Raw genomic sequence first — 26,733 nt, 5'->3', positions numbered from 1 at the left:
ATGAACACGACAACTGAAATGGTCGAACTCTGTGCGTCGGACGAAGTGGCCGACGGTGAAATCCGCCGCGGCACGCTGCCGTCCGGGCATGCCGTAGCGATCTATCACGTCAACGGAGCGTTCTACGTGACCGACGACATCTGCTCGCATGGGGAGGCATCGTTGTCCGAGGACGGGTCGCTCGACGGATATGAAGTCGAATGCAGCTGGCACTTCGGCCGGTTCGACGTTCGTAGCGGCGCGCCGTGCGCGATGCCGTGCGAGCACGCGATCCGTAGCTGGCCGGTGAAGATCGATGGCGGTCGGGTGTTCGTCGACGCCGGAGCACACGCGTTATGAGCGGCGTCGATCTCTCCGTCCTCCAGCGCCGGGTACGCGTGGCGGCACGCGCGCTCGCGCGCCACGGCCTCGTACAGGCGTGGGGGCACTGCAGCGCACGGATCGACGACACGTCGTTTCTCGTTTGCGCGTCGCGACCGATGGGATGCATCGGCCAGCATGAACCCGGCACGATCGTCCGGATCGATGCGCCGCTGCCGCCGGGCGTGCTCGGGGAAGTGCGTATCCATCAGCAGATCTACCGGATGCGTGAGGACGTCGGCGGCGTGTGTCGTGTGATGCCGCCCAATGTGGTCGCGCTGTCGACGCTGCGCATCGTGCCCAGCCCGCGGCACGGGGTTGGGGCGTTCAACGCGGCCTGCAGGTTCTGGGACGACCCTCGGCTGCTGCGTGACGATGCGCTTGCCGCGCAACTGGCAGCGCATCTGGGCGATGCCCCGTCTCTGGTCATGCGGGCGAACGGCGCCATCGCCGTCGGGCCGAACATCGAACTGGCCGCCGGCTTCGCGTGGTGCCTGGAGGAGGCGGCGCGCGTCGAGACGCTCGTGCGCGCCATGGCAGGCGCGCAAGACGCGGAGTCGGGATGCCTGACCCGCGATGAGGTGGCGGTGCGTCAGGTCAGCTCGGGCGCGGTGTTCGAGCGGTTGTGGGAATACCTGACGGCAGGGGATCCTGAGGCCATCGCGCCGGAAGCCGCGTTTCCGTCACCCGCGTGGGGGACCCTGTCATGAAGTCCGGATATGGCGGGTCGATGGCGCCGACGATGCGTCCGCTCGGTGTCGGCGCTTGCCGCGAGGTCGTCGTGTGGGGTAGTGTAATGCCGGTTTCAGCCGACTCAACACGTTACGATGACAAAGAAAGTGCCAGAACGACGTCGCAGCCAGGCAGAGCGACGCGAGGAGATGCGTGCGCGGATACTGGAGGCGGCGGTCAGCGAGCTGACGAGCAAAGGCTATGCGGGATTCCGGGTCGAACAGGTTGCCGCGACGGCCAACGTGTCGCGCGGGGCGCAGTCGCATCATTTCCCGACCAAGGAGGCGCTGGTTCTTGCTGCGCTGCAAAAGCTCTACGAGGCATCGACCGAGGCCAGCATGAAGCTGATCGACGGTCTGAAGCCGGAGGACGACCTCCTCGACGCGCTGATGCAGGATTCCGCCAAGTTTTATCTTGGGCCGAATTTCATCATCTCGATGTCGCTGCTGAATCTCGGCGATCACGAGCCGGAGTTGCGGCAAAAGGTCCGCACGATCTCGCGCAAGCACCGGCTGCCGATCGAGAAGGCGTGGCTGGACGCGTTGTTGCGTTCCGGGCTGGCGGAAGAGCCGGCGCGAACCGTCCTGAACATCACGCAGAGTATCTATCGCGGGATGGTCATGCGGCGCTTTCTGCGCAACGATCCGGAATACACGCGCTTCACGACCGAGCAGTGGTCGAAGATCGCGCGTGCCTACATGAGCGCGAGCCTGCCGCCGCAGTAACGCGCGCCGGCCGGCGCACGGCCGTTTCACACCTTCACTTCGTCTTCCAACGCCACCCCTGCGGGTTCCGCAGCGGTGGCGTTGTCGTTTCTGCTTCTTTTCGAGGAAAAACCCATGAGTCTCTGGCTTGACATGCTCGGCGCGGAAATCCGCTACGTCGACACCCAGCACTTCGGTACGATCCGTATCGCCGAGGCCGGGAAAGGCAATCCCGAAACGCTCATCCTGCAGCATGGCATCAACGGCCATCTGGAGGCCTATGCGAAGAATATCGTGCCGTTGTCGACGGACTTTCACGTCGTCGCGTTCGACTATGTGGGCCAGGGGCTGTCCAGCAAGCCGGTTCGCGAATACAACCCGGTCATGCTTGCGGAGCAGCTTGGCGAACTGATGGATGCGCTCGGCATCGAAAAGGCTCACCTCTCGGGTGAGTCGCTCGGGGGCTGGGTGTCCGGACACTTTGCCGCGGCGAACCCGCATCGCGTGCGACGCCTCATGCTGAACACGGCGGGCGGTATCCCGATCGTGACTCAGAAGGGCAAGCAGGACCTGGAGACCTTCATCGGGCTGAACAAGCGCAACATCGACAGCACGCCCACCTATGAATCGGTGCAGGCCCGCATGCACTGGCTGATGCATCCGGACAACCGTCACCTGGTGGACGACGAACTGGTCGATCTGCGCCTGCGTATCTACCTGCGCCCGGAAAGCCGCGCGGTGCTGCCGTTGCTGAACGACATTCTCGCGCACCATGACGACTATCTGATTCCGCTGGAGAAGCTGCCCGAGGGGACGCTGTTCCTGTGGACGCACGACAACCCCATCCACGATACCGAATCGGTGAAAGCCGCCCAGGCGCAGGTGCCGGGCAGCATCCTCTATTTCATGAAGGGGAATTCGGCCCACTGGCCCCAGTACGAAGCGATCGACGAGTTCAACGACGTCGCGGTGAAGTTTTTCAAGACCGGCGCGGTCGAGTGAGAGGCCCGACATGACTCCGGAAAACGATATTGCCGAGCTGTTGTGGGACGCGCAGCAACGCAACGCACCCTGTGCGCCGGTGCGGGACCGCTTCGAAGGGCGGGACGAAAACGCTCAGGCGGCACTGGCCTATGCGGTACAGCAGATCAACATCCAGCGCCAGGTGCGCAGCGGCAGGCGGATCGTCGGCAGGAAGATCGGCCTGACGTCGCCGGCCGTTCAGCAGCAGCTCGGCGTCGACCGGCCGGATTTCGGCACGTTGCTCGACGACATGGCCATCGTCGACGGCGAGCCGATCGACCCGAATCGCCTGTTGCAGCCGAAGGCCGAGGCCGAGATTGCGCTGGTGCTCGAGAAGGATCTCACCCATGAACGGCACACCGTGGCCGACCTGATCGGCGCAACAGCCTATGCGCTGGCCGCGATCGAAGTGGTGGCCAGCCGCATCGCGGGCTGGAATATCCGTTTCGTGGACACCGTCGCGGACAACGCGTCGTCCGGTCTGTTCGTGCTCGGCACGCAGCCGGTTCCGCTTGCGAGGCTCGACCTGGCCGGCGCGACGATGCGCATGACCGACGGCGAAGAAACGGTATCGCAAGGTGCGGGGGCCGCGTGCCTCGGCAATCCGCTGAATGCCGCCCGCTGGCTGGCGGACACGCTCGTCGAGGTCGGCACGCCGATGCGCGCCGGTGACGTGATTCTCACGGGTGCGCTCGGACCGATGGTGGCGGTGAAGGCCGGCCATACCTATACGGCGCACATCGACGGCTTTGCTCCGGTACGCGCGATTTTCTCCTGATGAGGTTCTTTCCATGAACTCGATTGACGAAAAACAGGCAGTCGCCATCATCGGATCCGGAAACATCGGCACCGACCTGATGGTCAAGATCCTCCGCTACGGAAAGCACCTGAAGATGGGGGCATTCGTCGGCATCGATCCCGAGTCGGATGGCCTGAAACGGGCCGAGCGTATGGGCGTGCCGATCGTGACGACGGGGATCGACGGGTTGCTCGCCCACCCCGATTTCGGATCCATGCGCTACGTATTCGACGCCACGAGCGCCGGTGCGCATGCGCTGCATGAACGGCTGCTGCGCCCGCACGGCGTGCGCGTGATCGACCTGACGCCGGCGGCGATCGGTCCGTTCGTGGTGCCGGCCGTGAACATCGACCAGCATCTGGATGCGCCGAACGTGAACATGGTGACCTGCGGCGGGCAAGCGACGATTCCGATGGTCGCAGCGGTTTCCCGCGTCGCGCCGGTCGAGTACGCCGAGATCGTCGCGTCGATTTCGAGTCGCTCTGCCGGCCCGGGTACGCGAGCCAATATCGACGAGTTCACCGAGACCACGTCGAGCGCGATCGTGCAAGTCGGTGGCGCGAAGGCCGGCAAGGCAATCATTGTCCTCAACCCGGCGGAGCCGCCGCTGATCATGCGCGACACGGTGTACTGCCTGGTTTCAGGCGATGCCGACCAGGCTGCGATCGTCGAATCGGTCGAGCAGATGGTGGCTGCGGTGCGTTCGTATGTCCCGGGGTATCGGCTCAAGCAGGTCGTGCAGTTCGACGCGTTCAACGGACGCATGCCGCAGGAACCGGCCGCCCGGCGGGCGCCGCGCATGAAGGTGTCGATTTTCCTCGAAGTCGAGGGTGCGGGGCACTATCTGCCGAGCTACGCCGGGAACCTGGACATCATGACCAGCGCGGCGCTTGCCACGGCGGAACGCATGGCGGCGCGTCAGTCGGTCGTGGCTTAAGGGGGCAATAGATCATGTACGACAAGAGCAAGAAGATCTACGTTTCGGATGTCACGCTGCGTGACGGGATGCATGCCATTCGTCACCAATACAGTGTCGCGGATGCTCAACGTATCGCCCGGGCGCTGGACAAGGCCGGCGTAGACAGCATCGAGGTGGCGCATGGCGATGGCCTGCGAGGATCCTCGTTCAACTACGGTTTCGGCGCGCATACGGATCTCGAATGGATCGCGGCGGTGGCTGAAGTGGTCGAGCAGGCGAAGATCGCCACGCTCCTCTTGCCGGGTATCGGCACGATTCATGACCTGAAGGCGGCCTACGACGCGGGTGCACGCGTCGTGCGCGTCGCGACGCACTGCACCGAGGCCGACATCTCGAAGCAGCATATCGACTATGCGCGCTCGCTGGGCATGGACACGGTCGGCTTCCTGATGATGAGCCACATGACGACGCCGGAGAACCTGGCTGTCGAGGCGAAGAAGATGGAAAGCTACGGTGCAACGTGCATCTACGTCGTCGATTCGGGCGGCGCGATGACGATGGGCGACATCCGTGATCGCTTCCACGCGTTGAAGGCGGTGCTCGATCCGGCGACGCAGACCGGTATCCACGCGCACCACAACTTGAGCCTCGGCGTGGCGAATTCGATTGCCGCTGTCGAGGAGGGGTGTGACCGGGTCGATGCAAGCCTGGCCGGCATGGGCGCGGGCGCGGGCAACGCGCCGCTCGAAGTGTTCATCGCGGCGGCGGAGCGGCTCGGCTGGAACCACGGGACGGACCTGTATGCGCTGATGGATGCGGCGGACGATATCGTGCGGCCGTTGCAGGACCGGCCGGTGCGAGTCGACCGCGAGACGCTCGCGCTTGGCTATGCGGGCGTCTATTCGAGCTTCCTGCGCCATTCGGAGGTCGCGGCCGGGAAGTATGGTCTGAAGACCGTCGATATCCTCGTTGAGTTGGGGCGCCGGAAGATGGTGGGCGGGCAAGAGGACATGATCGTGGATGTCGCTTTGGACCTCTTGCGCGATACGGCGTGATCGGGAGCGCGGCGTTGCTTCGCTCGCGTGGTACTGGGCCCGGTTGCTGACACGGCGATCGGTGGCCGGTGGTCGATGCAGAACGGCGTGGCACGCCGCCGCAACCCCGCGCTTCGTTGCATCAGATACGGGAAATTTGCCTGGCACAAGGAGGCCGATTCAGCTCGAACAATAAAAACAAGATAGTCTGTTTTTAATAATGACGGTGCGGAATGCCGATAGTCGTAGCGGCATGACCGCACTGCCCCCGGATGGAATCGCGCAGTAAAAAAACGAGCCATCACCATGGTCAAGGAGACAAATGAGACATCAACGAGCAGTGTTGCTTGCAGCATTGGCAAGCATCTGTGCGCCGGCATGCGCGCAATCGACAATCACGCTGTACGGCATCGTCGATACGGGCGTGGAGTTCTTTACGCACGCGTCGCCAACAGGCGGGGCGATGGTTCGACTCCCGACCATCAGCGGCGGCGATTTGCCGTCCCGCTGGGGGCTGCGAGGCGAGGAGGATCTGGGGGGAGGAATCAAGACGGTATTCACGCTCGAAAGCGGCTTTTCGCCCGCGTCCGGGACCTCGCTTCAGAATGGCCGCCTGTTTGGACGGCAGTCGTTCGTCGGACTGAAGGGCGCATGGGGGCAACTGACTGTCGGCCGGCAAATGAACATGACCATGTATGGCATGGCGGATGCGGATGTGATCGGCCCTGCCGCTTTCAGCATGGGCTCGTTCGACGGCTATCTGGCTGCCGCACGGGCGGACAACAGCGTCGAGTATCGCGGGAAATTTGCGGATCTGACGGTCGGGGTCAGTTATTCGTTCGGGCGCGACGGCTTGCCGGCAAGCAACTGCGGCGGGCAGCTTCCGGGCGACACGATGTCGTGCCGCGCGCTGACCACGATGCTGAAATATGACCGGCCGAACTGGGGCGCGGCACTCATCTATGACGAGCAGCGCGGTGGCGCCGGCGCCACGGCAATGACGGTCGTGCCGGGCTTGAGTGGTGTTGCCTTCGGGAACTCGGGCGATACCGATCGAAGATACCAGGCAAACGGCTATTTTCTCGTCGGGAAGGTCAAGGTCGGGGGCGGATGGCTGCATCGCGAGATCAAGGGAGACGTTCGGACGGTGCGAACCGATCTCAGCTATCTCGGCGTCTCGGTCCCGTACGTCGCATGGGTTTTCGACGCGCAAGTGCTTCACGTCAGGAACCGGTCATACGATGCGGACGGAACGATGGGGATTTTTCGTGCCAATTACAACCTCTCCAAGCGGACGGCGCTCTACGGGCTGCTGGCTTACATGAAGAACAGCGGACACGGTGCCGTGTATTCCGTGTCTTCGAGTAGCCTGGCTCCGGCCGTGCCGGCACCCGGAGTCGGACAGGCTGGAGCGATGGTGGGGATACGGCATCTCTTCTGACGGTCTGGTTTTTTGAAATTCAATTACTTCGATATCCATATTAGTAGAGTGAGTCGATCGATTTTGTATTGAAGATTTCCTACACACATGAGATTGACCCGGGCCGATTGAACGAGGCGAGAGCGTGTCGACGCTGAAATCTCAAGCATGACGTTGGGTCATTGGAGGAAGACATGAGCGACGAAGCGAAAGCGAGCGGACCCTGTTCGGGGCTCCTCGTGCTCGAGCTGGGTTCGATGGTATCGGCTCCGCTGGCAGGGCAGATTCTGGCGGACATGGGGGCGGAGGTGATCAAGATCGAACCGCCGGAAGGCGATCCGATGCGCAGGGTCGGGCCATTTCACAATGGCATGGGTGCGCTGTTCATGACGGTGAACCGCGGGAAGAAAAGCATCGTGCTGGATCTGAAGACGCCCGGCGATCTGGAAGTCGCTCGGGAGCTGGCGCTGTCGTCCGACGTGCTGCTTCACAACATGCGCCCTCGTGTGATGGAGCGACTTGGCCTGGGCTACGAGCTACTCCAGCATGCCAATCCGAAGTTGATCTACGCGTCGATATCCGGTTTTGGCGAGTCGGGGCCCTATGCGTCGAAGCCCGCATACGACCATGTCCTTCAGGGCATGACGGGCGTCATGTATCTCCAGGGGCGCGGCGACGCGCCCGAGCCGATCCGCAACCTGATGGTGGACAAGTCGACTGCGACGATCACGGCAAGCGCGATTCTCGCGGCACTGCTGCACCGCGAACGCAGCGGCGGGCAAGGGCAGCGCATCGATGCGTCGTTGTTGAACGCGTTCTCGTGGTTCGGGCTCACGGACAACATCGGGAACTATACGTTCCGCACGCCCGACGCACACCAGGCCCCGGCGCTCGACATTCACCATCCGCTGCGCACGCGCGATGGATGGGTCATCGGTCACATCCAGACCGACGACCAGTTCGCGGCCGCGTGTCGGCTCTTCGATCGGGAGGATTTGCTGGACGACGACACCTGGAAGTCGGCGGCGAAACGAATCGAACGAAACGGCGAGATGTGGCGAGCGCTCGGCGGCAAGGCAGCCACGATGACACGCGAGGAAGTGCTGGCGCGGGCTGAATCGGAGGGGGTGGCGATCGGTCCGATCTATACGCTGGACGAGTTCTTCGACGACCCGCAAGTCAGGAGCAGCGATGTCTATGTCGATCACGAGGATCCTGAATTCGGCGTGATCCGGCAAATGAATTTCCCGGTGCGTTTCAGTCGTTCAGTGGTGGACGTCGCGACGCGTGCACCGCTGCTCGGCGAACACACGGCGGAGATTCTGCGCGATACGAAATGCTGACCTGAGAAGTCTTGCCGGCGGAAGCGTCGCGCATTCCCCGCGGTCGACGCGGGCGAATGTCGCGATCGAAGCGGCGACACCTGGTGGAACGGATTTGAACTGCGATGTGCAGGAGAACAGGAGAGAGACTTGATTACATTCGATTTGAGCGAGGAGCAGGAACTGGCGCGCAACGCAACGCGAAGCTTCGCGCAAGGGGAGTTGCGGCCGATTGCACAGAAGCTCGACAGGGCTTCGGAGATTCCCGTCTCGACGCTGGATGCGCTGTGGTCGACCGGCCTCGTACAGATGCAAGGCGACGACGGTCAGGAGCGGTGTTCGATTCTCAACGCGATCGTGCTCGAGGAACTCGCCGCGGCCGACGCGACACTCGCGCTTGCCCTGGCGGCGCCGGTTGCGTTTACCCAGGCGATCCTGGATCAGGGATCGTCTCGGCAGAGGGAGACGCTGTTGCCGGTGTTTCAGGGGCATGCGTTTCATGCTGCGGCCATTGCGCTGATGGAGCCGCATTTCGGCTCGGACGTGTCGTCGCTGACGACCACGGCGGTGCGGGATGAAGACGGATGGCGGCTCAACGGACGCAAGACGTTGGTCCCGCTGGCTTCCGCCGCGAGCCATTTTCTCGTCGTCGCGCAAGCCGACGGCGAACGGGCTGCCTTCATCGTGGAACGCAACACGGCGGGGTGTCATGTCGAGGCGCCGGTGCCGACGGTCGGTCTCCGTGCGCTCGGATTGAGCGACGTCCGGCTCGACGGCGTACGTGTTCCGCATACGGCTCGCCTCGGCAACGGCGCGGGTTCGAACGTTCAGCGCCTCGTCGATTCGTCGCGCGCAGGGCTTGCCGCCGTGATGACGGGCTTGTCGCGCGGCGTCATGGAATACGTGATCCCGTATGCGAAGGATCGGGTGGTTCACGGTTCGGCGCTCGCGAGCAAACAGTCGATCGCCTTCCGTCTCGCGGATATGCACATCGACGTGGCGGCGATGCGTCTGATGGGGTGGCGGGCGGCGTCCGAGCTTGCGAACGGGAAGGACGCCGCACGTTCGGCGCAGCTCGCGTACACGTATGCCGCGCGCCAGTCGATGTCGATCGCGGACGAAGGGTTGCAGATCTTCGGCGGCCACGGTTTCGTACGCGAGCATCCGATTGAAATGTGGTATCGGAATGCGCGTGCGGTTTCGATGCTCGAAGGCGTGGCTGGCGTCTGACTTGTCAACAAGGAGATCAAACGTGGTTGACTTTACTCTCACCCCCCAAGACGAGTACCTGGTAAGCATTGCACGCGAAGACGCGGAAATCGTCCGCGGATACGCACGCTATTACGATCAGCATCACGAAGAGCTCGAGCCGGTGGAACTGCCCGAGGCTTCGGGGCGCCCGGATCCCTACGTGTTGCTCGCATCCGATCCGGCCAAAACGAGCGGGCCGATCGTGACGCAGGCGTTGCTGCAGCTGGAGTACCCCGATGTGCGGATGCGGCGCGACTCGAATCGATTCCTCGGGACGAAGATCATCCAGTATGCGGGTACGCCGGACCAGATCGAGCGCTTCGGCGACAAGTTGCTGTCGATTGCCATTTCGGAGCCGGGCGCGGGATCCGATCCGCGAGCGATGGTCGGGAACGCCCGATACGACGAGGCCGCCGATGAATGGGTGCTGAATGGCGAGAAGATCTATTGTTCGGGCTTCGGGGAAGCGGCGGGCGCAGTCGTCCTGCTGAAGGGGCCGCCAGACGAGCGTGGCATCCGTCCGTTCTGTGCATTCGTCGTCGAGAAGGGGATGGCGGGGCTGCAACCGCTGGGGCAAGTCGACAAGATGGGTATGCGCGCGTGGGACACGGCGGATTTCGTGCTGCAGGACTGTCGCGTGCCGTCAACGAACAAGCTGGACGCCGACTTCAAGCGCACGATGATGGTGTTCAACGGATCGCGCGCGATGGTGACCGCGTTCGGCCTCAAGACCGCGCGCAACATGCTGGATATGGTGAAGGAGAACCTTCGTCAAACGGACCAGGCACCCGACTATGCGCAAGGGCGCAATGCACGATCCGCGGTGCACGATCGCTTGATCGCGCTCGAAGCGCTGCATGACGCAACCGAGTTGTCGATCCTGCATGCCAAGTGGCGCGAGCAAGCGAGCGGTGTCACGGACGAGCGGACGATGATCGAGGCTTCCATGGTGAAAGCACTGGGTGGTTCGGCGACGCGCCGTATTACGCAGGAATGTATGGAGCTCCTTGGACCGCTCGCGCTGACGGAAGATCATCTGGCGGAGAAGTGGTTTCGGGACGCTCGAATCTTCGACATTTTCGAAGGAGCGGGTGAGATCAACCGTCTGATCGTCGCGAGGTGGTTGCTCGGTTACTCGAGCAAGGAACTGAATTGAGCGTCGCGCACACTACTGAACAGTCGGCTCGGCAAGCCATCAGGTACGCGGTATGCCGGGAAGATAAAGTGGCAACGAGTGGTGTGCGTTGCTCGGCCTTCTGATAGAGACGGCCGCGCAAATTCGGTCAAGCATGGTGCGCCCGGGTTCGCCGGAATCCGTCCACGCCCCGTCCGACAGTGGAGCGGTAAGCTGTCCTCGCTGTCGGACGAGCGCGGGGTCTTCCTGTGCGTTGATCACCGGGCCGATCGGTGCGGCCGCGTTCGGTCGCGACGGTCATCTGTCGGAACTGGGAAAGGGCTTGACCGTCGGGCGGAGCCGGCACCGCCGCCCTGTTCGCTGGCGCGGGCGGCCTCCACGGCCGCATATTTTTGAACGTTGTCCGAAGCAATCGTTTGCGTACGCTCTGCTGCGGAAAGAAAGCAGACCCGACCCATGGCCGGTCAAGCCAGGCGAGCGAGTGGCTCCGTTTCCGCGCAACACACGCGATTCCTGCCTTCGCGTTTGGCACGATAAAGCGCCATGTCCGCCTGATGCGACAGCGCGTGCACGGTCGGGGGGCGCGCGCGATGACCGGTCGCGCAGCCGATGCTGACGGTGAAGGCCGGAACGGTTTCCGCAAACCCGTCGAGCCGGTTGCGTTCGACTTCGCGTCGAATGGCCTCCGCGACCTGCGCGGCACCGCTTTCGTCCGTATCCGGCAGCACCGCGACGAACTCCTCGCCGCCGTAGCGCGCGGCGAGATCACCGCGCCGCCGCGTGTGCGTGCGGATGCATTCGGCGAGAAAGCGCAGCGCCGTGTCGCCCTCCGCATGGCCGTGCCGATCGTTGTACTGCTTGAAGTGGTCGGCATCGATGAACAGAATCGACAGGCTGCCGTTGCTGCCCCGCTGCAGCCGTTCCCATTCGTCGGCCAGCGCGATATCGAGCGCGCGGCGGTTGCACAGGCCCGTCAGCGGATCGGTCCGGGTGAGGTCCATGAGCAGCGTCTGCTTGCGCAGGTTGTCCCGGAGCGCAAACGCAAGCAGCCAGACCACCGCGCAGAACAGGGCGCTGATCACGGTTGCGGATATGCCGACCGTCCACGACAGGCGCGTAATGCCCGCCAGCACGTCGTGCTCGGCCGGCGCGACGACGGCGATCAGCGGCGTGCCCCGCACCCGCTGATACGTATACAGCCGCATGGTGCCGTCGATGCTCGACCGTGCGGGATAGAAGCCCGATTCACTGTTGACCATCCGGTTGAAGGCTTTCGAGTGACGCAGGTGGTTCATCTGGCTGTCGTTCAACGACGGATTTCTCGCGAGGATCGTGCCGTCCGCGCGCAGGATCGCGCTGACCCCGTTCGGCCCGACATCGAGGCCGGACAGGAGCTGCTCGAAATAGGCGAGGTCGATGGCGACCACCGCGATGCCGTTGAACGTATGATCCGGCCGGTCGATGCGCCGCGACAGCGCGATGGATTCCTTGCCGCTGCGCGAGCGCGCGCGATAGGCCTCGGACACGTAGAGGCCGACGTCGTCCGCGTCGCGATGCACCTTGAAGTAGTCGCGATCGCTGAAATCCCAATGGTGGGTCGCGCTGCAGCATCCGTCGATCAACTGGCCGGACTTGTCGGTCACGCCCATGCCGGTGACATATTGGGCTGCGGTGCGCTCGAACAGCAGGTCGTGCCGCAGCCCGGCATCCATACGCTGCACCGGGGGCTTGCCGAGATCGGACGCGAGTGCGACCAGTGCGCTGTTCGACGTTTCGACGGTGCGTGCGATCTGGCTCACCAGCACGGCTGCGACGTTGCGCGACGTCTCATGTGCGTGTTCGATCACTTCGCTCCGGCCGGCCCACAGTGTCGCGGCGCTGATTCCGAGCGCGGCAAGCGACATCAGCGTACCCAATGCCCCGACGACAAGATGGTTGCGTCCGGCCCAGTCGGCAATTTTCTCGATCGTGGTGGATGCGGGCATGTTCGTGCTCGTAGGGGAGGCCGGCGGGAATCGCTCCGGCGCGGTTCAAATCCGGGTTAACGGCACGGTTAACAGAAAATCGAGGCCGGCGTGGCCGCCAGCCGGCGCGTGCGATCGCGCAACGGGGCGCAAACGTGTGCGACCGGGCACGGGTGAGGGGGCAAGGCAGTCCGGGGCGGAACGATGTACGGCGCCGCGCGCCGGTGACGCGCCGATTGATAACCAATCAACATCAATCCTTCCAAAAATCGCACTTATCGTCGGCCCGGGATCGAGCGAACATGCCGGAAAACGACAATCGACCTGCCCCTTCCGCATATTTCAGGATTTTCAGGAGACACCCCGATGCACCCCTCGTCCAGCCTTCCGACCGAACGTTCGAAGGCCGCCGCGGTTTTCCGCGTCACAGCCGGGAATTTTCTCGAGCAGTTCGACTTTTTCCTGTTCGGCTTCTATGCCACGCAGATCGCCAACGTCTTCTTTCCCGCACAAAGCGAGTTCGCGTCGTTGATGATGACCTTCGCCGTGTTCGGCGCCGGCTTCCTGATGCGGCCGCTGGGCGCAATCGTGCTGGGTGCGTACATCGACGACGTGGGCCGCCGCAAGGGCCTGATCGTCACGCTGTCCATCATGGCGAGCGGCACCATCCTGATCGCGTTCGTGCCGGGCTACGCGACGATCGGCTTGCTCGCACCCGCGCTCGTGCTGCTCGGGCGGCTGCTGCAGGGCTTCTCCGCCGGGGCAGAACTGGGCGGCGTGTCGGTCTATCTCGCCGAGCTGGCCACGCCCGGCCGCAAGGGCTTCTTCACGAGCTGGCAGTCCGCCAGCCAGCAGGTCGCGATCGTCGTCGCGGCGGGCCTCGGCTTTGCGATCAATCATTGGCTGAGCGCATCGGCCATCGCCGCATGGGGATGGCGCGTGCCGTTCTTCGTCGGCTGCATGATCGTGCCGTTCATCTTCATGCTGCGCCGTAACCTGGAGGAAACCCAGGAGTTCAAGGCGCGCCAGCATCGTCCGGGCATGAAGGAAGTGTTCGGTACGCTGGTTCAGAACTGGGGCGTCGTGGTTGCCGGCATGATGCTGGTCGCGATGACCACCACGAGCTTCTATCTGATCACGGTCTACGCGCCGACCTTCGGCAAGACGGTGCTGCACCTGAGCACCGCCGACAGCCTGCTCGTGACGCTCTGCGTCGGTGTGTCGAACTTCGTGTGGCTGCCGATCGGCGGCGCGCTGTCCGACCGGATCGGCCGCCGGCCGCTGCTGGTCGGCATGACGTTGCTCACCGTCGTGACCGCCTACCCGGCGCTGTCGTTGCTTGCTCACGCGCCATCGTTCGTCAACATGCTGCTCGTCCTCCTGTGGCTCTCGTTCATGTACGGGATCTACAACGGTGCAATGATCGTCGCGCTCACGGAAGTGATGCCGGTGCAAGTGCGTGTCGCGGGCTTCTCGCTCGCCTACAGCCTCGCGACGGCCGTGTTCGGAGGCTTCACGCCGGCCATTTCGACCGCGCTGATTCACATGACGGGCGACAAGGCCGCACCGGGCTACTGGATGAGCTTCGCCGCGGTGTGCGCGCTGCTTGCGACGTTCGCGCTCTATCGTCGCCACACGGCGACGCTGACGCCGGCGCATTGATGCCCGATCCATCCGGAATGTTCACCCACACACGCGATTCCGCCCGACCACGATCATGAAAAATCTGCTCCCGAAATTTTGTGCGGCCGCGCTCGTCCTTGCCACGGCTGTAGCTGCCAACGTGCAGGCCGCCGAACTGCACGTGATGAGCTCGGGGGGCTTCACCGCCGCCTACAAGCTGCTCGGCCCCCGGTTTGCGTCCACGACGGGTAACACGCTCGATACCGCGCTCGGCCCGTCGATGGGCAAGTCGCCGGAAGCGATTCCTAACCGGCTCGCGCGCGGCGAGCCCGCCGACGCCGTCATCATGGTCGGCTATGCGTTGGACGACCTGATCAAGCAAGGCAAGGTGATCCCCGGATCGCGGGTCGAGCTGGCCGACTCGCGCATCGGCGTGGTCGTGCGCGACGGCTCGGCAAAGCCCGACGTGCGTTCCGCCGAAGGCCTCAAGCAGGCGCTGCTGCACGCGAAGTCGATCGCCTACTCGGACAGCGCGAGCGGCGTGTATATCGAACGCGAGCTGTTCAGGAAGCTCGGCATCGAGGAACAGGTGAAGTCGAAGGCGAAGATGATTCCGCGGATCCCGGTGGCATCGGTCGTCGCGAACGGCGACTACGAAATCGGCTTCCAGCAGGTGAGCGAGTTGCTGCCGGTCAAGGGGGCGACCTTCGTCGGCAAGATCCCCGAGTCGCTGCAGTCGGTCACGCGCTTCGCGGCCGGCATCCCCGTGGGGGCGCAGCATCCGAAGGAAGCGAAGGCGCTGCTCGACTATCTTGCGTCGCCTGATGTGCAGGCGGACGTGCAATCGACCGGACTGGATTCCGTCTCCGCTCATTGAGCCTGATCGACGGGAAGGTGTGCGTCAGACAGCCTTCCCGTCACCGTCGGCATCTGCCGCGGCACGATCCGCATCGGCCCCGTTCGAGGATACCGGCCCCACTGCGGCGAGCGTCTGCGCAAGACGCGTACGATCGCATGCACCTTCCCACATCGACACGAAGATCACCGCGCAGGCATTGCTGATCACGCTCGTCAGTGCGCGTGCCTCGGACATGAAGCGATCGATGCCGACCAGCAGCGCCACGCCGGCGACGGGCAGGTCGGGCATGACGACGAGCGTGGCGACCAGCGCCACCAGCCCGCTACCGGAAACACCGGCCGCACCCTTTGACGTGAGCAGCATGATGGCGAGCATCATCGCGATTTGCGACGCGGAAAGGGGCACGTCGCACGCCTGCGCGATGAACAACGCTGCGAGCGTCAGATAGATCGCGGTACCGTCCAGATTGAAGGAATAGCCCGCCGGCAGCACGAGCCCCACGACGCCTTTGTCGCAACCGAGCGACTCCAGCTTGACGATCAGACGTGGCAGAACGGGCTCCGAAGAGGACGTCGCAAGGACGATGAGCAACTCTTCGCGCAGGTAGCGCAAGAGCCGCCACAGCGTGAAGCCGTGCAGCCGCGCGAGCGGTGCGAGCACCAGCACGACGAACAGCGCGCAGGCCACATAGAAGGACAGCATCAGCTTCGCAAGCGAGCCGATCGAGCCGATCCCGAAGCGGCCCACCGTGAAGGCCATCGCGCCGAATGCGCCGATCGGCGCGAGCCGCATGATCATCGCGAGTACGCGAAAGACGACCTGGGCGACACCGTCGATCAGTGCAAGAACGGGCCGTCCGGCTCGCGGGTGTGCGTTCAGCGAGAAGCCGAACAGCAGCGACAGCAGCAGCACCGGCAACACCTCGCCTTGCTCGAACGCGCCGAGCATCGTATCGGGGATCACGCTCAGCCCGAACGCGACGAGCCCGCGTGGTTGCGCATCCTTCACGTACGGCGCGAGGATGCGCGAATCGAGATGGTGGACGTCGATGTGCATGCCGGCACCCGGTCGCAGCACGAACGCGGTAACGAGCCCGATGGCTAGCGCGATGGCGGTCAGCAGGTAGAAGAGCGCCAGGGCCCGAACGATCGTGCGACCGATTGCCTGCCCGTTCGCCAGTGACGTGATGCCCGAGACAATCGTGCAAAAGACGATCGGCGCGATGGTCATCCGGACGAGGCCGACGAACGCGTCGCTGAGGGGCTTGAGCATCGCGCCTGCTTCCGGCCAGACGTGACCGACGGTCACGCCGAGCATCATCGCGAGCAGGACCTGCACATAAAGCGATCCAAGCAGCCTGGGCAACCTCACTGTACGGTCTTCCTTCGTGTCTCTTGTGTCGTTGTCACACCGCTGCGCCGCTGCTCGAGATACCGGCGCGCTTCGCTTCGATGATCATCTGGTGAAACGCTTCGGCAGCCGGGGTGAGCGGCCGTCCACGTCGTTTCACGATGCCCACGCGTCGTTTGACGACCGGCTCGACGAGCGGCACGCTCGTGAGAATAGGGTGGTCGTGCCCGGGCATCGCCATCGAGGGCACCGCGGCGACGCCGAGCCCCGCTTCGATCAAGCCGAGCAGGGTTGTCACGTGGCGCGCTTCGCACACGCTCGGCCCACGCGGTGCCACGGCGGCAAGGGCCTGGTCGAGCAACAGACGGTTACCGGAAGTCTTGTCCACCGACACGTAATCGTGCTCGTAAAGTTCGTTCCAGGTCACGCGCTTCTTGCGCGCGAGCGGATGGTCGCGGCGGCAGGCAGCAACGAAGCGCTCCTGGAGCAGCACCTTGAACTCGATGTCGGCCTCCTGGCTGCCGATGAAGCTCACGCCGAAATCGGCCTCGCCGCTGATGACGGCGCCCAGCACCTCGTTTGCGCTCGCATCCAGCAGCTTGACCCTGATGCGTGGAAAGCGCTGATGATAGCGCGCGATGATGGCGGGCAGAAAGTAGTAAGCCACCGAGGGGACGCACGCAATGGTCACATGGCCCAGGCGGCTCGATGATACGTCGCGAATGCCGAGCAGGGCGACGTCGAGATCGTCGAGCAGTTGTTCGGCACTCTGGGCGAACACGCGACCGACGGTGGTGAGGGTGACGCTACGCGTCGTGCGCTCGAAGAGCCGCACGCCGAGCGCTTCCTCGAGCTTGTCGATTCGGCGACTCAAGGCAGGCTGGGACAGGCTGACCGTCTCTGCGCCCTTTCGGAAACTTCCCGTTTCCACGACCGCGCGAAATGCCTGCAAGTCGGTTAAATCGAAGTTGATTGCCACGCGTCGGTCTCCGCATCTCAGATGCGGAGCATTTTGCATGATTCTGCCGCGACTTTACCGTCGTGATGAAGCAAGACCGTGCAACGCAGGGTTCATGCGACGAACTGCGGAACGAAGCCGAAGGAGCGTGCAACCTCGGCGTGTTTGTGACCGATCTGCGCGACCGGTAACACGCTGGCATCGGTGCGGCATCTGGCCCAGGCAGCCGCTTGGGGACGATGGATGACGATGTGAACGGATCGGCCGCTTGTCTTCACCGATGGACCGACGCGCCGTGTCACGGGATGATATTCCGCAACAGGGCACTTCTTGCGTCGTGCCCATGCGATGGCGCATAGGTGCTTCCATCTATGGTCGTAAGTAGCCGAGCGAATTTACCGACCCTGTCCGGCCTCCTACGCTACGCATAACCCAAACCAACAGGAGGCATGCGACGTGAGAAAGATCGGAATCGTAGGAGGCGGGCAGGCCGGGTTTCATCTGGCATTCGGCTTGCTGGACCGGGGGCATGAGGTCACGGTGTATACGGACCGCACGCCGGATCAGCTACTGGCCGGCAGGATCCCGAGCACGGCGTTTCTGTTCAACGAAACGCTGGACTGGGAACGCCGGCTCGGCCTGAATTTCTGGGAAGACGTCGCACCGGCCGGCGAAGGGATGCTCGTCGATTTCCGTGAGCCGTCGGGCGCGAGCGTGATGACGGTCAAGGGGCGGCTGCACGACCGGTCGGGTCAGGCGATCGACCAGCGGACGAAGTTTGCGCGCTGGACTGAGGAATTCGAACGGCGCGGCGGCACGCTCGTGTTTCGCAGCGTCGACATCGACGAGCTGGACGAGATCGCCAGCGCCAATGATCTGACGTTCATCGCGTCCGGCAAGGGGGCGATCAATGCGCTGTTCGCGCGCGACGCCGCGCGAAGCGTGCATGACAAGCCGCCGCGCAATCTCGCGGCGATGCTGCTCAAGGGGCCGCAGATCGTCGGCGATCGTCCGTGGCCGAAAGCAGATTTCCGGCCGCTGCGGTTCAACTTCGTTTTCGGTGTCGGCGAGTTTTTTTCGCTGCCGTTCTACTCGCATGGCGTCGGCGAATGCCGGAGCTTCCTGTTCGAAGCGCGTCCGGGCGGTGACATGGATCGCTTCCAGGCCGCGACGGACGGCAATGAACTGCTCGAGATTGCGCGCGGCGTGATGCGCGACTTCGCGCCGGAAGAGGCGGGCCTGCTCGACGATGCGCAGTTGACCGATCCGAACGCGTGGCTCAAGGGCGCCTTCACGCCGACCGTGCGCCATCCGGTCGGCCGCCTCGCGTCCGGGCGCATCGTGATGGGCATCGGCGACACGGTTTGCCTGAACGATCCGATTGCCGGACAGGGCGCGAACAACGCGTCGCGCATGGTGGACCATCTGATGCGGGCGATCGACGTGCACGGTCGCGAGCCGTTCGACGCCGGGTGGATGCAGCAGACCTTCGACGCGTTCTGGGACACGTCGGCCAGCTATACGACGGCGTTCACGAACGCACTGCTCGAACCGCCAAGCGAAGCGATCATGCACGTGTTGCGCGCGGCATCGGCGCAGCGTGCGGTGGCGGACGACTTCGTGCGCTGCTTTCAGCGTCCGCGCGAATTCTGGCCGTGGATCGCCGATTTGTCGGAGGCACAGCGCTTCGTCGCGGAGCGGGTGGCGCGCGATGCGGCATGACCACGACATCGTCGCGCACGCGTGGCGTCATCATCACGAGATTCCGCAGGCACCGGGCGACTTCCGGCGCGCACTCGGCTGCTTCGCGACGGGCGTGACCGTCGTCACGACGGTCGACGACGACGGCCGCCGGATCGGCCTGACGGCGAATTCGTTTTCGTCGGTCTCGATCGATCCGCCGCTGATCCTGTGGAGCCTGGCGCGCCGCTCGCCGAACCTGCGCGCGTTCGAGCGTTGCCGCTTCTTTGCGATCAACGTTCTGGCCGGCTCGCAGCAGGATATCTGCACACGCTTTGCCAAGCCGATCGACGACCGGTTTTCCGGCGTCGACACCGTCGACGGGCAGGGCGGCGTGCCGCTGATCGCGGGCGCGGTCGCTCAATTCGAATGCGAGAACGAGATCGTGCACGCGGGTGGCGATCACGCGATCTTCGTCGGCCGGGTCAACCGTTTCCGCTGGCACGAGCAGGCGCCGCTGGTCTTCTGCATGGGCGCGTTGCGGGAGCTGGACACGAACCGACAGGAAAGCTGACATGAATCCATCGACATGCTGGGGCATCGAAGGCAAGACCGCGATCGTCACGGGCGGCGCGACGCTGATCGGCGCGGCGGTCGCACGCGCGCTGTGCGACGGCGGCGCGCAGGTCGCGGTGGCCGACATCGACGTTGCGCGCGGTCGCGCGCTGGCCGATTCGCTCGGCGCGCGCGCGATGTTCGTCGAGACCGACCTCGCCGACGATGCGGCGATTCGCGCTTGCGTGCAGGCGACGCATGCGCGATTCGGCCGCATCCACATGCTGGTCAACGTTGCGTGCGCATACGTCGACGACGCGCTGTCGTCGACACGCGCGCAATGGCATGCGGCGTTCGACGTCAACGTGATCGGCGCGTGCCTGTTGTTGCAGGCCGCCTATCCGTTCCTGTGCGAGGCCGGCGGCGGCGCGGTCGTGAATTTCGGCTCGACGAGCGCGTCCGCGGCGCAGGCGGGCCGCTGGCTGTATCCGGCCAGCAAGGCGGCGATCCTGCAACTGACGCGCAGCCAGGCGCTGGATCTGGCGCGCGACAATATCCGCGTCAATGCGGTGTCGCCGGGTTGGACGTGGTCCGGCGTGCTGGACGCGATATCGGGCGGCGACAAGCGCAGGACCAATGCCGTCGCGCAGAAATTCCACATGCTCGGCCGCATCGGCGAACCGGAGGAAGTCGCCAACGCGGTATTGTTTCTCGTCTCCGACAAGGCGTCGTTCATCACCGGCGCGAATCTGGCGGTGGACGGCGGCTATTCGGCGATGGGCCCCGAGCAGGGCCTGTCGCCGATCGGCGAACTGACGACACCGGCCGCCTGAACGGCACGGGCGTCGGCCGGCTTGCTGCCGACCGACGCCCTTTCTCATTCTCCCGACGTCAATTGCCCGATTTGCCGGCTGCGGCCCGTGCTTCGGCGCGATATTTCAGCACGATGATCGTGACGGCCAGCAGCAGCACGACCGCGTTGTTCAGCGCGACCGGCAACGCGCCGATCGCGATGCCGTAGTACAGCCACAGGCTCACGCCGGCGATGAAGCACGCGTACATCGTGTAGGAAATATCGCGTGCGGAGCCTGAGCGCCGGATCTTGACGACTTGAGGAACGAACGAAACGGTCGTCAGTATTCCGGCGACCAGGCCGACGGTATCGGTCATGTTCATGGTGCGTGACCTGTCACGTGAAATGGAGGGATCAGAAGAATCGGTCGAAGTGAACCTGCGACGCCGGCACGCCGTGACGCGCATGCAGCACGTCCAGCATCGCCTGGATCATCGGCGGCGGGCCGGCCATGTAGAACTCGTGGTCGGCCAGGTTCGCGCCGAGGACGTCCTCGACGTATTCGTGGACGAAGCCGGTACGGCCCGACCAGTCGCCGGCGCCGCCGGGCGACGATACCGCCGGGTAGAACACGAGCTGTTCGCCGTAATCGGGCAGCGTGCGCAGTTGCGCGTCGCCGCACACGTCGCGCGGCGTACGCGCGCCATAGAAGAAATGTAGCCGGCGTGTGCCCAGCAGGCCGGCTTGAGCCATGCCGCGTGCGATCGACAGCATCGGCGCGAGCCCCGACCCACCCGCGATGCAGACCACGTCGCGAGCCGGTTCCGGACGCAAGAACGCCATCCCGTACGGGCCGTCGAGCATCACGCGGTCACCCGGCTTCACGCGCTCGAACAGCGTCGTCGAACCGGCGCCGCGTTCGACGCGGCGCACCTGGAAATGCCAGTCACCGTCGTCGCTCGGCAGGTTCGCCATCGAATATGCACGTGTGCCGGCGATCCCGGGCAAGTGCAGCACTGCGAATTGTCCCGGACGAAAGACCGCGGGCGCATCGGTGCGGAAGCGGAATTCGCGGATGTCGTGCGTGACGTCGTCCGTCGCGATCAAGGTGGCGACCTGCTTGCGCGGCGGTTGCGCGGGGCGGCATGCATCGTCGAGCCGGATCTTGATGCGGCAGTCGCTCGTCGGGCGGCACTGGCAGGCGAGGTGTCGGCCCTTCGCGCGATCGCGCGCCGACAGCCCGGGCGCGTCGTCCCACAGCACGTCGATGCTGCCGTCGAGCAGTTCGAACTTGCAGCTGCCGCACGCGCCCGCGGTGCATTCGTACGGCATGCCCAGGCCGGCCCGCAAGCCGGCGCCGAGCAGGGTGTCGTCGCGATCGCACGCAAAGCGGTGCGCCGATCCGTCGAGAAGGATCTCGTGCATGTCGTCGTCCTCCGTCAATCGGCGAGGCGAATGCCGATCGCGTCGTCTTCGACGACGACCGCATACGTCTTCAGATCGACGATGCAGGGCGCACCGACGGCCTTGCCGGTGCGAATGTCGAAGGCACCCTGATGGAACGGACACTCGACGACGTCGCCATCGATTTCACCGTCGCACAGCGATGCTTCGCCGTGCGTGCAGGTGTCGTCGGTGACATGAAACCGGCCGTCGAGGTTGAAGACCGCGACCGGCGCGCGGCCGTCGAGTGCGACGCGCTTCGCGCATCCGCGCGGCACGTCCGACGTGCGGCAAAGAAAATGGATCGTATGTTCGGCTACCGTCATGATCGTGTTCCCTGGTTGTCGACGTCCATGAATCGGCGCGCGATATCGCGCCGGTTCCGCTGCCTGCGGGACGTCATGGCTTCAGGGTAGTGACGGCTGCCTGACGGGTAAATTGGATCGACTGCTTAGCGAATACAGGTTTTCGCTTATCGTCGCCGCGTTCAGGCCGCGCCGGCCGAGCGCGGCAGCATCACGTGGAAACGCGTGCCGGGCGCGGCTTCCGCGCTCGTGACCCACAGATGCCCGCCATGCGTATCGACGATCGAGTGGCACAGCGACAGTCCGAGCCCGAGGCCCGTGTGCTTGGTCGAGAAGAACGACGCGAAGATGCGGTCCGGACTCACGCGCGGCAGGCCGGGGCCGGTATCGGACACGGTGATCTGCACATTGCCGTTGGTGCGCTTGGCTACCGAGATGCGTAGTTCGCGGCGTTCTGGCGACGTGCCCGACATCGCCTCGATCCCGTTGACGGCCAGATTGATCACGACCTGCTGGATCAGCACGTCGTCGCATTCGATTTCGCACGGTGCGTCGTCGAGTTCGTACGTGACGGTGACGTCGCTTTGCCGCGCGCGCAGCGCGATCAGGTCGGCGATGTCCCGTACCAGGGTGCGCACGTCGATCAACTGGCGCTGATAGGTCCGGTTGCACGTGAATTCGCGCACCTTGTTGATGATGCGGCCGGCGCGCTCGGCTTCGTGCTGCGCCAGCTCCAGCGCGTGCAGCAGATCGTCGGCCGAAAAATTGCCGGACTGGATGCGCCGGCGGCACCCCGCAACGAAGTTGACGATCGCGAAGAACGGCTGGTTCAGCTCGTGCGCGAGCGCGGTGGCCATCTCGCCGGTCGTCGAGATGCGCGAGATCCGGCTGAGTTCGAGCGCGCGGGCGCGGGCGGTTTCCTCGGCCCTGACGCGTTCGGTGACGTCGCGGAAATTGACCAGGATCCCGTTGACGGCCGGATCGTCGAGCAGGTTCCGGCAGCGCGCCTCGTGGATGCGCCACGTGCCGTTGCGGTGCTGGATCCGGTAGCCGAGGTTGGCGCTCGCGTCCGGCGCCAGCGCGCGCAGCGTGTCGCGCACCGTTTCGACGTTTTCCGGTGCGATGAATGCATAGACGGACCGGCCGACCGGCATGCGCGCGGAAACCCCGAGCAGCGAATGGATCGATGGCCCGAGGAAGCGGACGATGCCGTTGGCGGAAAGGATCGCGATGCCGTCCGACGAGCGCTCGATCAGCTTGCGGTAGTACCGCTCGCGTTCCTTGAGCGCGGCGTGCGCTTCCTTGCGCTCGGTGATGTCGCGCGCCATCGCGATCACACGGTCGACCCCGTTCAGCGTGATGCGCTTCAGGCTCACTTCGACAGGCGTTTCGCGGCCCTGCGCGTTGCAGATCACCCATTCGAAGATCACGGTGTCGCCGGAATCGCGCGCCTCCCACACGCGCCTCAGGCCGCCTTCGGTGTCGTACGGAGAGTGGTTCCGGGTCAGCTCGCCGATCGACATTCCGCGCAATTCGTCGATCGTGTGCCCGTACATCTCGCATGCCTTGCGATTGGCGTCGAGGATTTCCCCGCTGTCCATGTCGTGGATCACCATGATGTCGTTCGCGTAGACGAAGACCTCCTGGTAGTTGGTCCGGCTCAATTGACTGACGGAATGCATGGCAGGGGCGCCCCGGGGTAATCCGGCTGTCAGCATAGCACCGCGAAAGCACGCGGCTCGCGGGCCGCGCGGTCGTTAAGTGTTATCACCTAATGCGCTAATTGACCGACCGGATAACGGCCGGCAGGCGATTTCCTTACGCTTGAGTGCACTGATCAACAAGAAGCGGAAGACGTGGCGCGAGGCCCCGTTCCGCATTCGAGCGAGGAGACATCCATGAGCCATCCACCGTCGGCAGCACCGCGGGACGTCGTCGAGGTCGGCGCGTATACCCGCGGCGTCATCGGGCCGCGCCTGACCATGCTCGGTCCGGTTCGGAACGGCGGGCGCATCGTGACGGGTACGCCGCCCGGTTGCTGGGGGCCGATGATTACGCCGATCTTCCAGGGCGGGCACGAGGTCACGCAGCCGGTCGCTGTCGACGGCGCCGAAATCGGCGATGCCGTGGCGCTGAAGATCCTGCGTTGCGACGTGACGTCGCTCGCCACGTCGTCGGGCGTGATGGAGTTCGTCGAGGGCCGCTATGTCGGCGACCCGTTCGTCGCGAAGCGATGCACGACCTGCGGCACCGAAAGCCCGCCGAGTCACGTCGAGGGTACCGGCGACGACGCGATCCATTGCAGCGTCTGCGGCGCGGAGGTCAATGCGTTCCGCTTCAGTCACGGCTACGTGATCGTGCTCGACCGAGAGCACCAGGTGTCGCTGACGGTCGACAAGGACGCCGCGCAGCGTATCGCCGGGATGCCGGGAAAGATGGCGCGCCTGCCGGCCTCGTCCGAACAGCATTCGATCCTTTCGCTTGCCCGCGCGGACATGAGCGGGCTGGCGGCGCACATGCAGCCGTTTCTCGGCAACATCGGCACGATCCCGTCGGTCGACATGCCGGACTCGCACAACGCGGGCGATTTCGGCGCGTTCCTGATCGATGCGCCGCACGCGTTCGGCATGTCGCGCGAAGCGCTCGAGGCGAACAAGACCGACGGCCACATGGACACCAACAGCGTGCGCGCGGGCGCGATCGTGATCTGCCCCATCAAGGTGCCGGGGGCCGGCGTATACATGGGCGACATGCATGCGCAGCAGGGCAATGGCGAGATCGCCGGCCACGCGACCGACGTCGCGGGCGAGGTCGAGCTGCAGGTCGAGGTGATCAAGGGCCTGACGCTGGACGGCCCGATCCTGCTGCAGCGACCGGACGATCTGCCGCCGATGGCGCGGCCGATGAACGCCGCGCAGCGCGAGCAGGTGGCGGCGCTCGCGGCGCGCTACGGGCAGCGCGAGATCGAGGAGAACGCGCCGATCACCTTCATCGGCTCGGGCGCCACGCTCAACGACGCGACGAAGAACGGTTTGCAGCGCGCGACGAACGTCACGGGGCTGGCGTACGACGAGATCCTCAACCGCGCGACGATCGCCGGCTCGATCGAGATCAGCCGCTTGCCGGGCGTCGTGCGGGTCACGTTCCTGTGCCCGATGCCGGTGCTCGAACGCCTCGGCATCGCGCACCTGGCGCGCGCGCAATACGGACTCGACGACGGCACGCACGACCGGACCTGAACCGCGTGACGATCGACACGATCGAGCAACGCGAATCAATTCATTGAGAGGAGCAGCGATGGACACCACCACCAATACCCTGAGATGGGCGGCCAAGTATCCGGAACTCGGCACGGAGCCGATTCCGGTCGAGCCCTGCATATCGCCGGAATTCTACGAACGCGAAAAGGCGCGCGTGTTTTCGAAGACCTGGTTGAAGGTCGGGCGCATCGAGGAAATTCCGAACGTCGGCGACTACAAGGTCAAGAAGATCCATTTCGCGAAGACGTCGGTGATCCTCATGCACGGCAAGGACGGCACGATCCGCGGCTTTCACAACACCTGCTCGCACCGCGGCAACAAGGTCGTCGTCGAGCATGGCGAGGAAACCTTCGGCCGCAACAAGGCGGCGGTCGTCACGTGCCGGTTCCACGGCTGGGTTTACGACGGCCAGGGCAAGCTCGTGCAGGTGCCGGAGGAAGAGCGCTTTCCGCCGTGCTTCGACAAGGCGTCGAGCGGGCTGACGCCGGTTCATACGGGGGTGTGGGAGGGCTTCATCTTCATCAACCTGGCCGCGGAGCCGGAGCGCTCGCTGCACGAGTATCTCGGCGGCCTCGGGCATCATCTCGCGGGCTTCCCGTTTCACGAGATGAGCCAGTGCTTCAGCTACAACACGGTGCTCGACTGCAACTGGAAGATCGCGCTCGACGCGTTCTCCGAGGCGTATCACGTGTCGACCATCCATGCCGGTTCGTTCCCGAACGTGTTTTCGAGCGGACTGACCGACGTTGCGCTGTTCGACGAGCATCGCACGACCGGCATTTGCCTGACGCTCAACGCCACGCCGACGCCGGTTGCCGGCATCGCAAACAACATCACGGGCGCGTCGCTGGTCGCGCAACGCGGCTCGTCGATGCTGCCGCCGGGCGTGAACCCCGACCGCCGGGGCGACTTCTCGTTCGAGCTGAGCGTCGTGTTCCCGAACATCCTGATCCACATCTCGGAGGGGATCTGGTTCACCCATCAGTTCTGGCCGCTGTCGCACGACAAGACGCTGTGGGAGGGCAAGTACTACGTGAAGCCGCCGAAGACCAACAGCGAACGCTGGGCCGTCGAATTCGCGCAGGTGCTGCAGCGCAACGCATGGCTCGAGGATACGGCGACGATGGAGGATACGCATGCCGCGCTTGCGTCCGGCGCAAAGCAGCACATGTTCCTTCAGGACGAGGAGATCCTGCTGCGACATGGGTACAAGGTCCTCGAACAATACATGGATCAATGACGGA

25 protein-coding genes are annotated in these 26,733 nt (G+C 64.5%); 18 read left to right on the top strand and 7 right to left on the bottom strand.

All coding sequences use genetic code 11. The features are described from left to right. The 11 genes from ACN8ZM_RS36685 (at position 1) to ACN8ZM_RS36635 (ending at position 10,720) form a co-directional block, all read left to right on the top strand. The gene (locus ACN8ZM_RS36685; protein ID WP_043185595.1) at positions 1–339 is read left to right on the top strand and encodes a non-heme iron oxygenase ferredoxin subunit; all 339 of its coding nucleotides are present in this window, start codon (positions 1–3) and stop codon (positions 337–339) included. Next, complete coding sequence (locus ACN8ZM_RS36680) at positions 336–1,070, top strand: class II aldolase/adducin family protein (RefSeq protein ID WP_420212894.1); 735 nt, start codon at positions 336–338, stop codon at positions 1,068–1,070. Before ACN8ZM_RS36685 ends, ACN8ZM_RS36680 begins: the two co-directional genes overlap by 4 nt. A gap of 171 nt (positions 1,071–1,241) precedes the next feature. Beyond that, positions 1,242–1,817: a TetR/AcrR family transcriptional regulator gene (locus ACN8ZM_RS36675; RefSeq protein ID WP_174957569.1), complete on the top strand. Its 576-nt coding sequence runs from the start codon at positions 1,242–1,244 to the stop codon at positions 1,815–1,817. A gap of 75 nt (positions 1,818–1,892) precedes the next feature. After that, a complete protein-coding gene (locus ACN8ZM_RS36670; RefSeq protein ID WP_420212893.1) occupies positions 1,893–2,798 on the top strand; it encodes an alpha/beta fold hydrolase in 906 nt (301 codons plus the stop codon). Positions 2,799–2,808: 10 nt separating this feature from the next. Beyond that, a complete protein-coding gene (locus ACN8ZM_RS36665; RefSeq protein ID WP_043185602.1) occupies positions 2,809–3,597 on the top strand; it encodes a 2-keto-4-pentenoate hydratase in 789 nt (262 codons plus the stop codon). A gap of 13 nt (positions 3,598–3,610) precedes the next feature. Continuing rightward, on the top strand, positions 3,611–4,555 hold the full coding sequence (locus ACN8ZM_RS36660) for an acetaldehyde dehydrogenase (acetylating) (RefSeq protein WP_420212892.1): 945 nt from the start codon (positions 3,611–3,613) through the stop codon (positions 4,553–4,555). A 14-nt stretch (positions 4,556–4,569) separates the two neighbouring features. Continuing rightward, positions 4,570–5,592 (top strand): 4-hydroxy-2-oxovalerate aldolase, encoded by a 1,023-nt coding sequence (gene dmpG, locus ACN8ZM_RS36655; RefSeq protein ID WP_301767321.1) that lies wholly within the window; start codon positions 4,570–4,572, stop codon positions 5,590–5,592. A 301-nt stretch (positions 5,593–5,893) separates the two neighbouring features. Then, complete coding sequence (locus ACN8ZM_RS36650) at positions 5,894–7,012, top strand: porin (protein ID WP_043185607.1); 1,119 nt, start codon at positions 5,894–5,896, stop codon at positions 7,010–7,012. Positions 7,013–7,185: 173 nt separating this feature from the next. Continuing rightward, entirely contained in the window at positions 7,186–8,334 is a 1,149-nt protein-coding gene (locus ACN8ZM_RS36645) for a CaiB/BaiF CoA transferase family protein (protein WP_420212891.1), read from the top strand. Between the two features lie 129 nt (positions 8,335–8,463). After that, positions 8,464–9,543, top strand: coding sequence for an acyl-CoA dehydrogenase family protein (locus ACN8ZM_RS36640; protein ID WP_420212890.1), 1,080 nt, complete (start codon positions 8,464–8,466; stop codon positions 9,541–9,543). A 22-nt stretch (positions 9,544–9,565) separates the two neighbouring features. Beyond that, positions 9,566–10,720, top strand: a complete 1,155-nt coding sequence (locus ACN8ZM_RS36635) for an acyl-CoA dehydrogenase family protein (RefSeq protein WP_420212889.1) — start codon at positions 9,566–9,568, stop codon at positions 10,718–10,720. Between the two features lie 443 nt (positions 10,721–11,163). Here ACN8ZM_RS36635 and ACN8ZM_RS36630 read toward each other — a convergent pair whose 3' ends face one another. Beyond that, a complete protein-coding gene (locus ACN8ZM_RS36630) occupies positions 11,164–12,684 on the bottom strand; it encodes a diguanylate cyclase (protein WP_420212888.1) in 1,521 nt (506 codons plus the stop codon). Between the two features lie 345 nt (positions 12,685–13,029). Here ACN8ZM_RS36630 and ACN8ZM_RS36625 point away from each other — a divergent pair, with 345 nt between their 5' ends. Together ACN8ZM_RS36625 and ACN8ZM_RS36620 are read left to right on the top strand one after the other, a co-directional pair. Next, on the top strand, positions 13,030–14,325 hold the full coding sequence (locus ACN8ZM_RS36625) for an MFS transporter (protein WP_420212887.1): 1,296 nt from the start codon (positions 13,030–13,032) through the stop codon (positions 14,323–14,325). A 55-nt stretch (positions 14,326–14,380) separates the two neighbouring features. Then, positions 14,381–15,163 (top strand): substrate-binding domain-containing protein, encoded by a 783-nt coding sequence (locus ACN8ZM_RS36620; protein WP_420212886.1) that lies wholly within the window; start codon positions 14,381–14,383, stop codon positions 15,161–15,163. A 24-nt stretch (positions 15,164–15,187) separates the two neighbouring features. Here the strand turns inward: ACN8ZM_RS36620 and dctA are convergent, their stop codons facing one another. Beyond that, on the bottom strand, positions 15,188–16,516 hold the full coding sequence (gene dctA, locus ACN8ZM_RS36615; protein ID WP_420212885.1) for a C4-dicarboxylate transporter DctA: 1,329 nt from the start codon (positions 16,514–16,516) through the stop codon (positions 15,188–15,190). A 34-nt stretch (positions 16,517–16,550) separates the two neighbouring features. Then, a complete protein-coding gene (locus ACN8ZM_RS36610) occupies positions 16,551–17,474 on the bottom strand; it encodes a LysR family transcriptional regulator (RefSeq protein ID WP_420212884.1) in 924 nt (307 codons plus the stop codon). Positions 17,475–17,909: 435 nt separating this feature from the next. Between ACN8ZM_RS36610 and ACN8ZM_RS36605 the strand changes: the two genes are divergently transcribed. Genes ACN8ZM_RS36605 through ACN8ZM_RS36595 form a run of 3 tightly spaced genes read left to right on the top strand, consistent with a single transcriptional unit; the run spans position 17,910 to position 20,521 of the window. Then, a complete protein-coding gene (locus ACN8ZM_RS36605; RefSeq protein ID WP_420212883.1) occupies positions 17,910–19,175 on the top strand; it encodes a styrene monooxygenase/indole monooxygenase family protein in 1,266 nt (421 codons plus the stop codon). Further along, positions 19,165–19,707 (top strand): flavin reductase family protein, encoded by a 543-nt coding sequence (locus ACN8ZM_RS36600; RefSeq protein ID WP_420212882.1) that lies wholly within the window; start codon positions 19,165–19,167, stop codon positions 19,705–19,707. Before ACN8ZM_RS36605 ends, ACN8ZM_RS36600 begins: the two co-directional genes overlap by 11 nt. A gap of 1 nt (position 19,708) precedes the next feature. Beyond that, positions 19,709–20,521 (top strand): SDR family oxidoreductase, encoded by an 813-nt coding sequence (locus tag ACN8ZM_RS36595; protein ID WP_420212881.1) that lies wholly within the window; start codon positions 19,709–19,711, stop codon positions 20,519–20,521. A gap of 58 nt (positions 20,522–20,579) precedes the next feature. Here the strand turns inward: ACN8ZM_RS36595 and ACN8ZM_RS36590 are convergent, their stop codons facing one another. From ACN8ZM_RS36590 to ACN8ZM_RS36575, 4 genes are all read right to left on the bottom strand, one after another. After that, complete coding sequence (locus tag ACN8ZM_RS36590; protein ID WP_301767327.1) at positions 20,580–20,864, bottom strand: SemiSWEET transporter; 285 nt, start codon at positions 20,862–20,864, stop codon at positions 20,580–20,582. A gap of 31 nt (positions 20,865–20,895) precedes the next feature. Then, complete coding sequence (locus ACN8ZM_RS36585) at positions 20,896–21,906, bottom strand: 2Fe-2S iron-sulfur cluster-binding protein (protein ID WP_420212880.1); 1,011 nt, start codon at positions 21,904–21,906, stop codon at positions 20,896–20,898. Positions 21,907–21,920: 14 nt separating this feature from the next. Further along, complete coding sequence (locus tag ACN8ZM_RS36580; protein WP_043185618.1) at positions 21,921–22,250, bottom strand: non-heme iron oxygenase ferredoxin subunit; 330 nt, start codon at positions 22,248–22,250, stop codon at positions 21,921–21,923. A 161-nt stretch (positions 22,251–22,411) separates the two neighbouring features. After that, on the bottom strand, positions 22,412–23,911 hold the full coding sequence (locus ACN8ZM_RS36575; RefSeq protein ID WP_043185620.1) for a PAS domain S-box protein: 1,500 nt from the start codon (positions 23,909–23,911) through the stop codon (positions 22,412–22,414). A gap of 216 nt (positions 23,912–24,127) precedes the next feature. Here ACN8ZM_RS36575 and ACN8ZM_RS36570 point away from each other — a divergent pair, with 216 nt between their 5' ends. Then, the gene (locus ACN8ZM_RS36570) at positions 24,128–25,468 is read left to right on the top strand and encodes an acetamidase/formamidase family protein (protein ID WP_420212879.1); all 1,341 of its coding nucleotides are present in this window, start codon (positions 24,128–24,130) and stop codon (positions 25,466–25,468) included. Positions 25,469–25,526: 58 nt separating this feature from the next. Beyond that, positions 25,527–26,729 carry an aromatic ring-hydroxylating oxygenase subunit alpha gene (locus ACN8ZM_RS36565; RefSeq protein ID WP_420212878.1) on the top strand — a complete coding sequence of 401 codons (1,203 nt, stop codon included), beginning with the start codon at positions 25,527–25,529 and terminating at the stop codon, positions 26,727–26,729. Positions 26,730–26,733: the final 4 nt, after the last annotated feature.

The sequence above is a fragment of the Burkholderia aenigmatica genome, assembly GCF_048627025.1.
GTDB lineage: Bacteria > Pseudomonadota > Gammaproteobacteria > Burkholderiales > Burkholderiaceae > Burkholderia > Burkholderia aenigmatica.
This window is presented reverse-complemented; position numbering and strand designations above follow the sequence as displayed.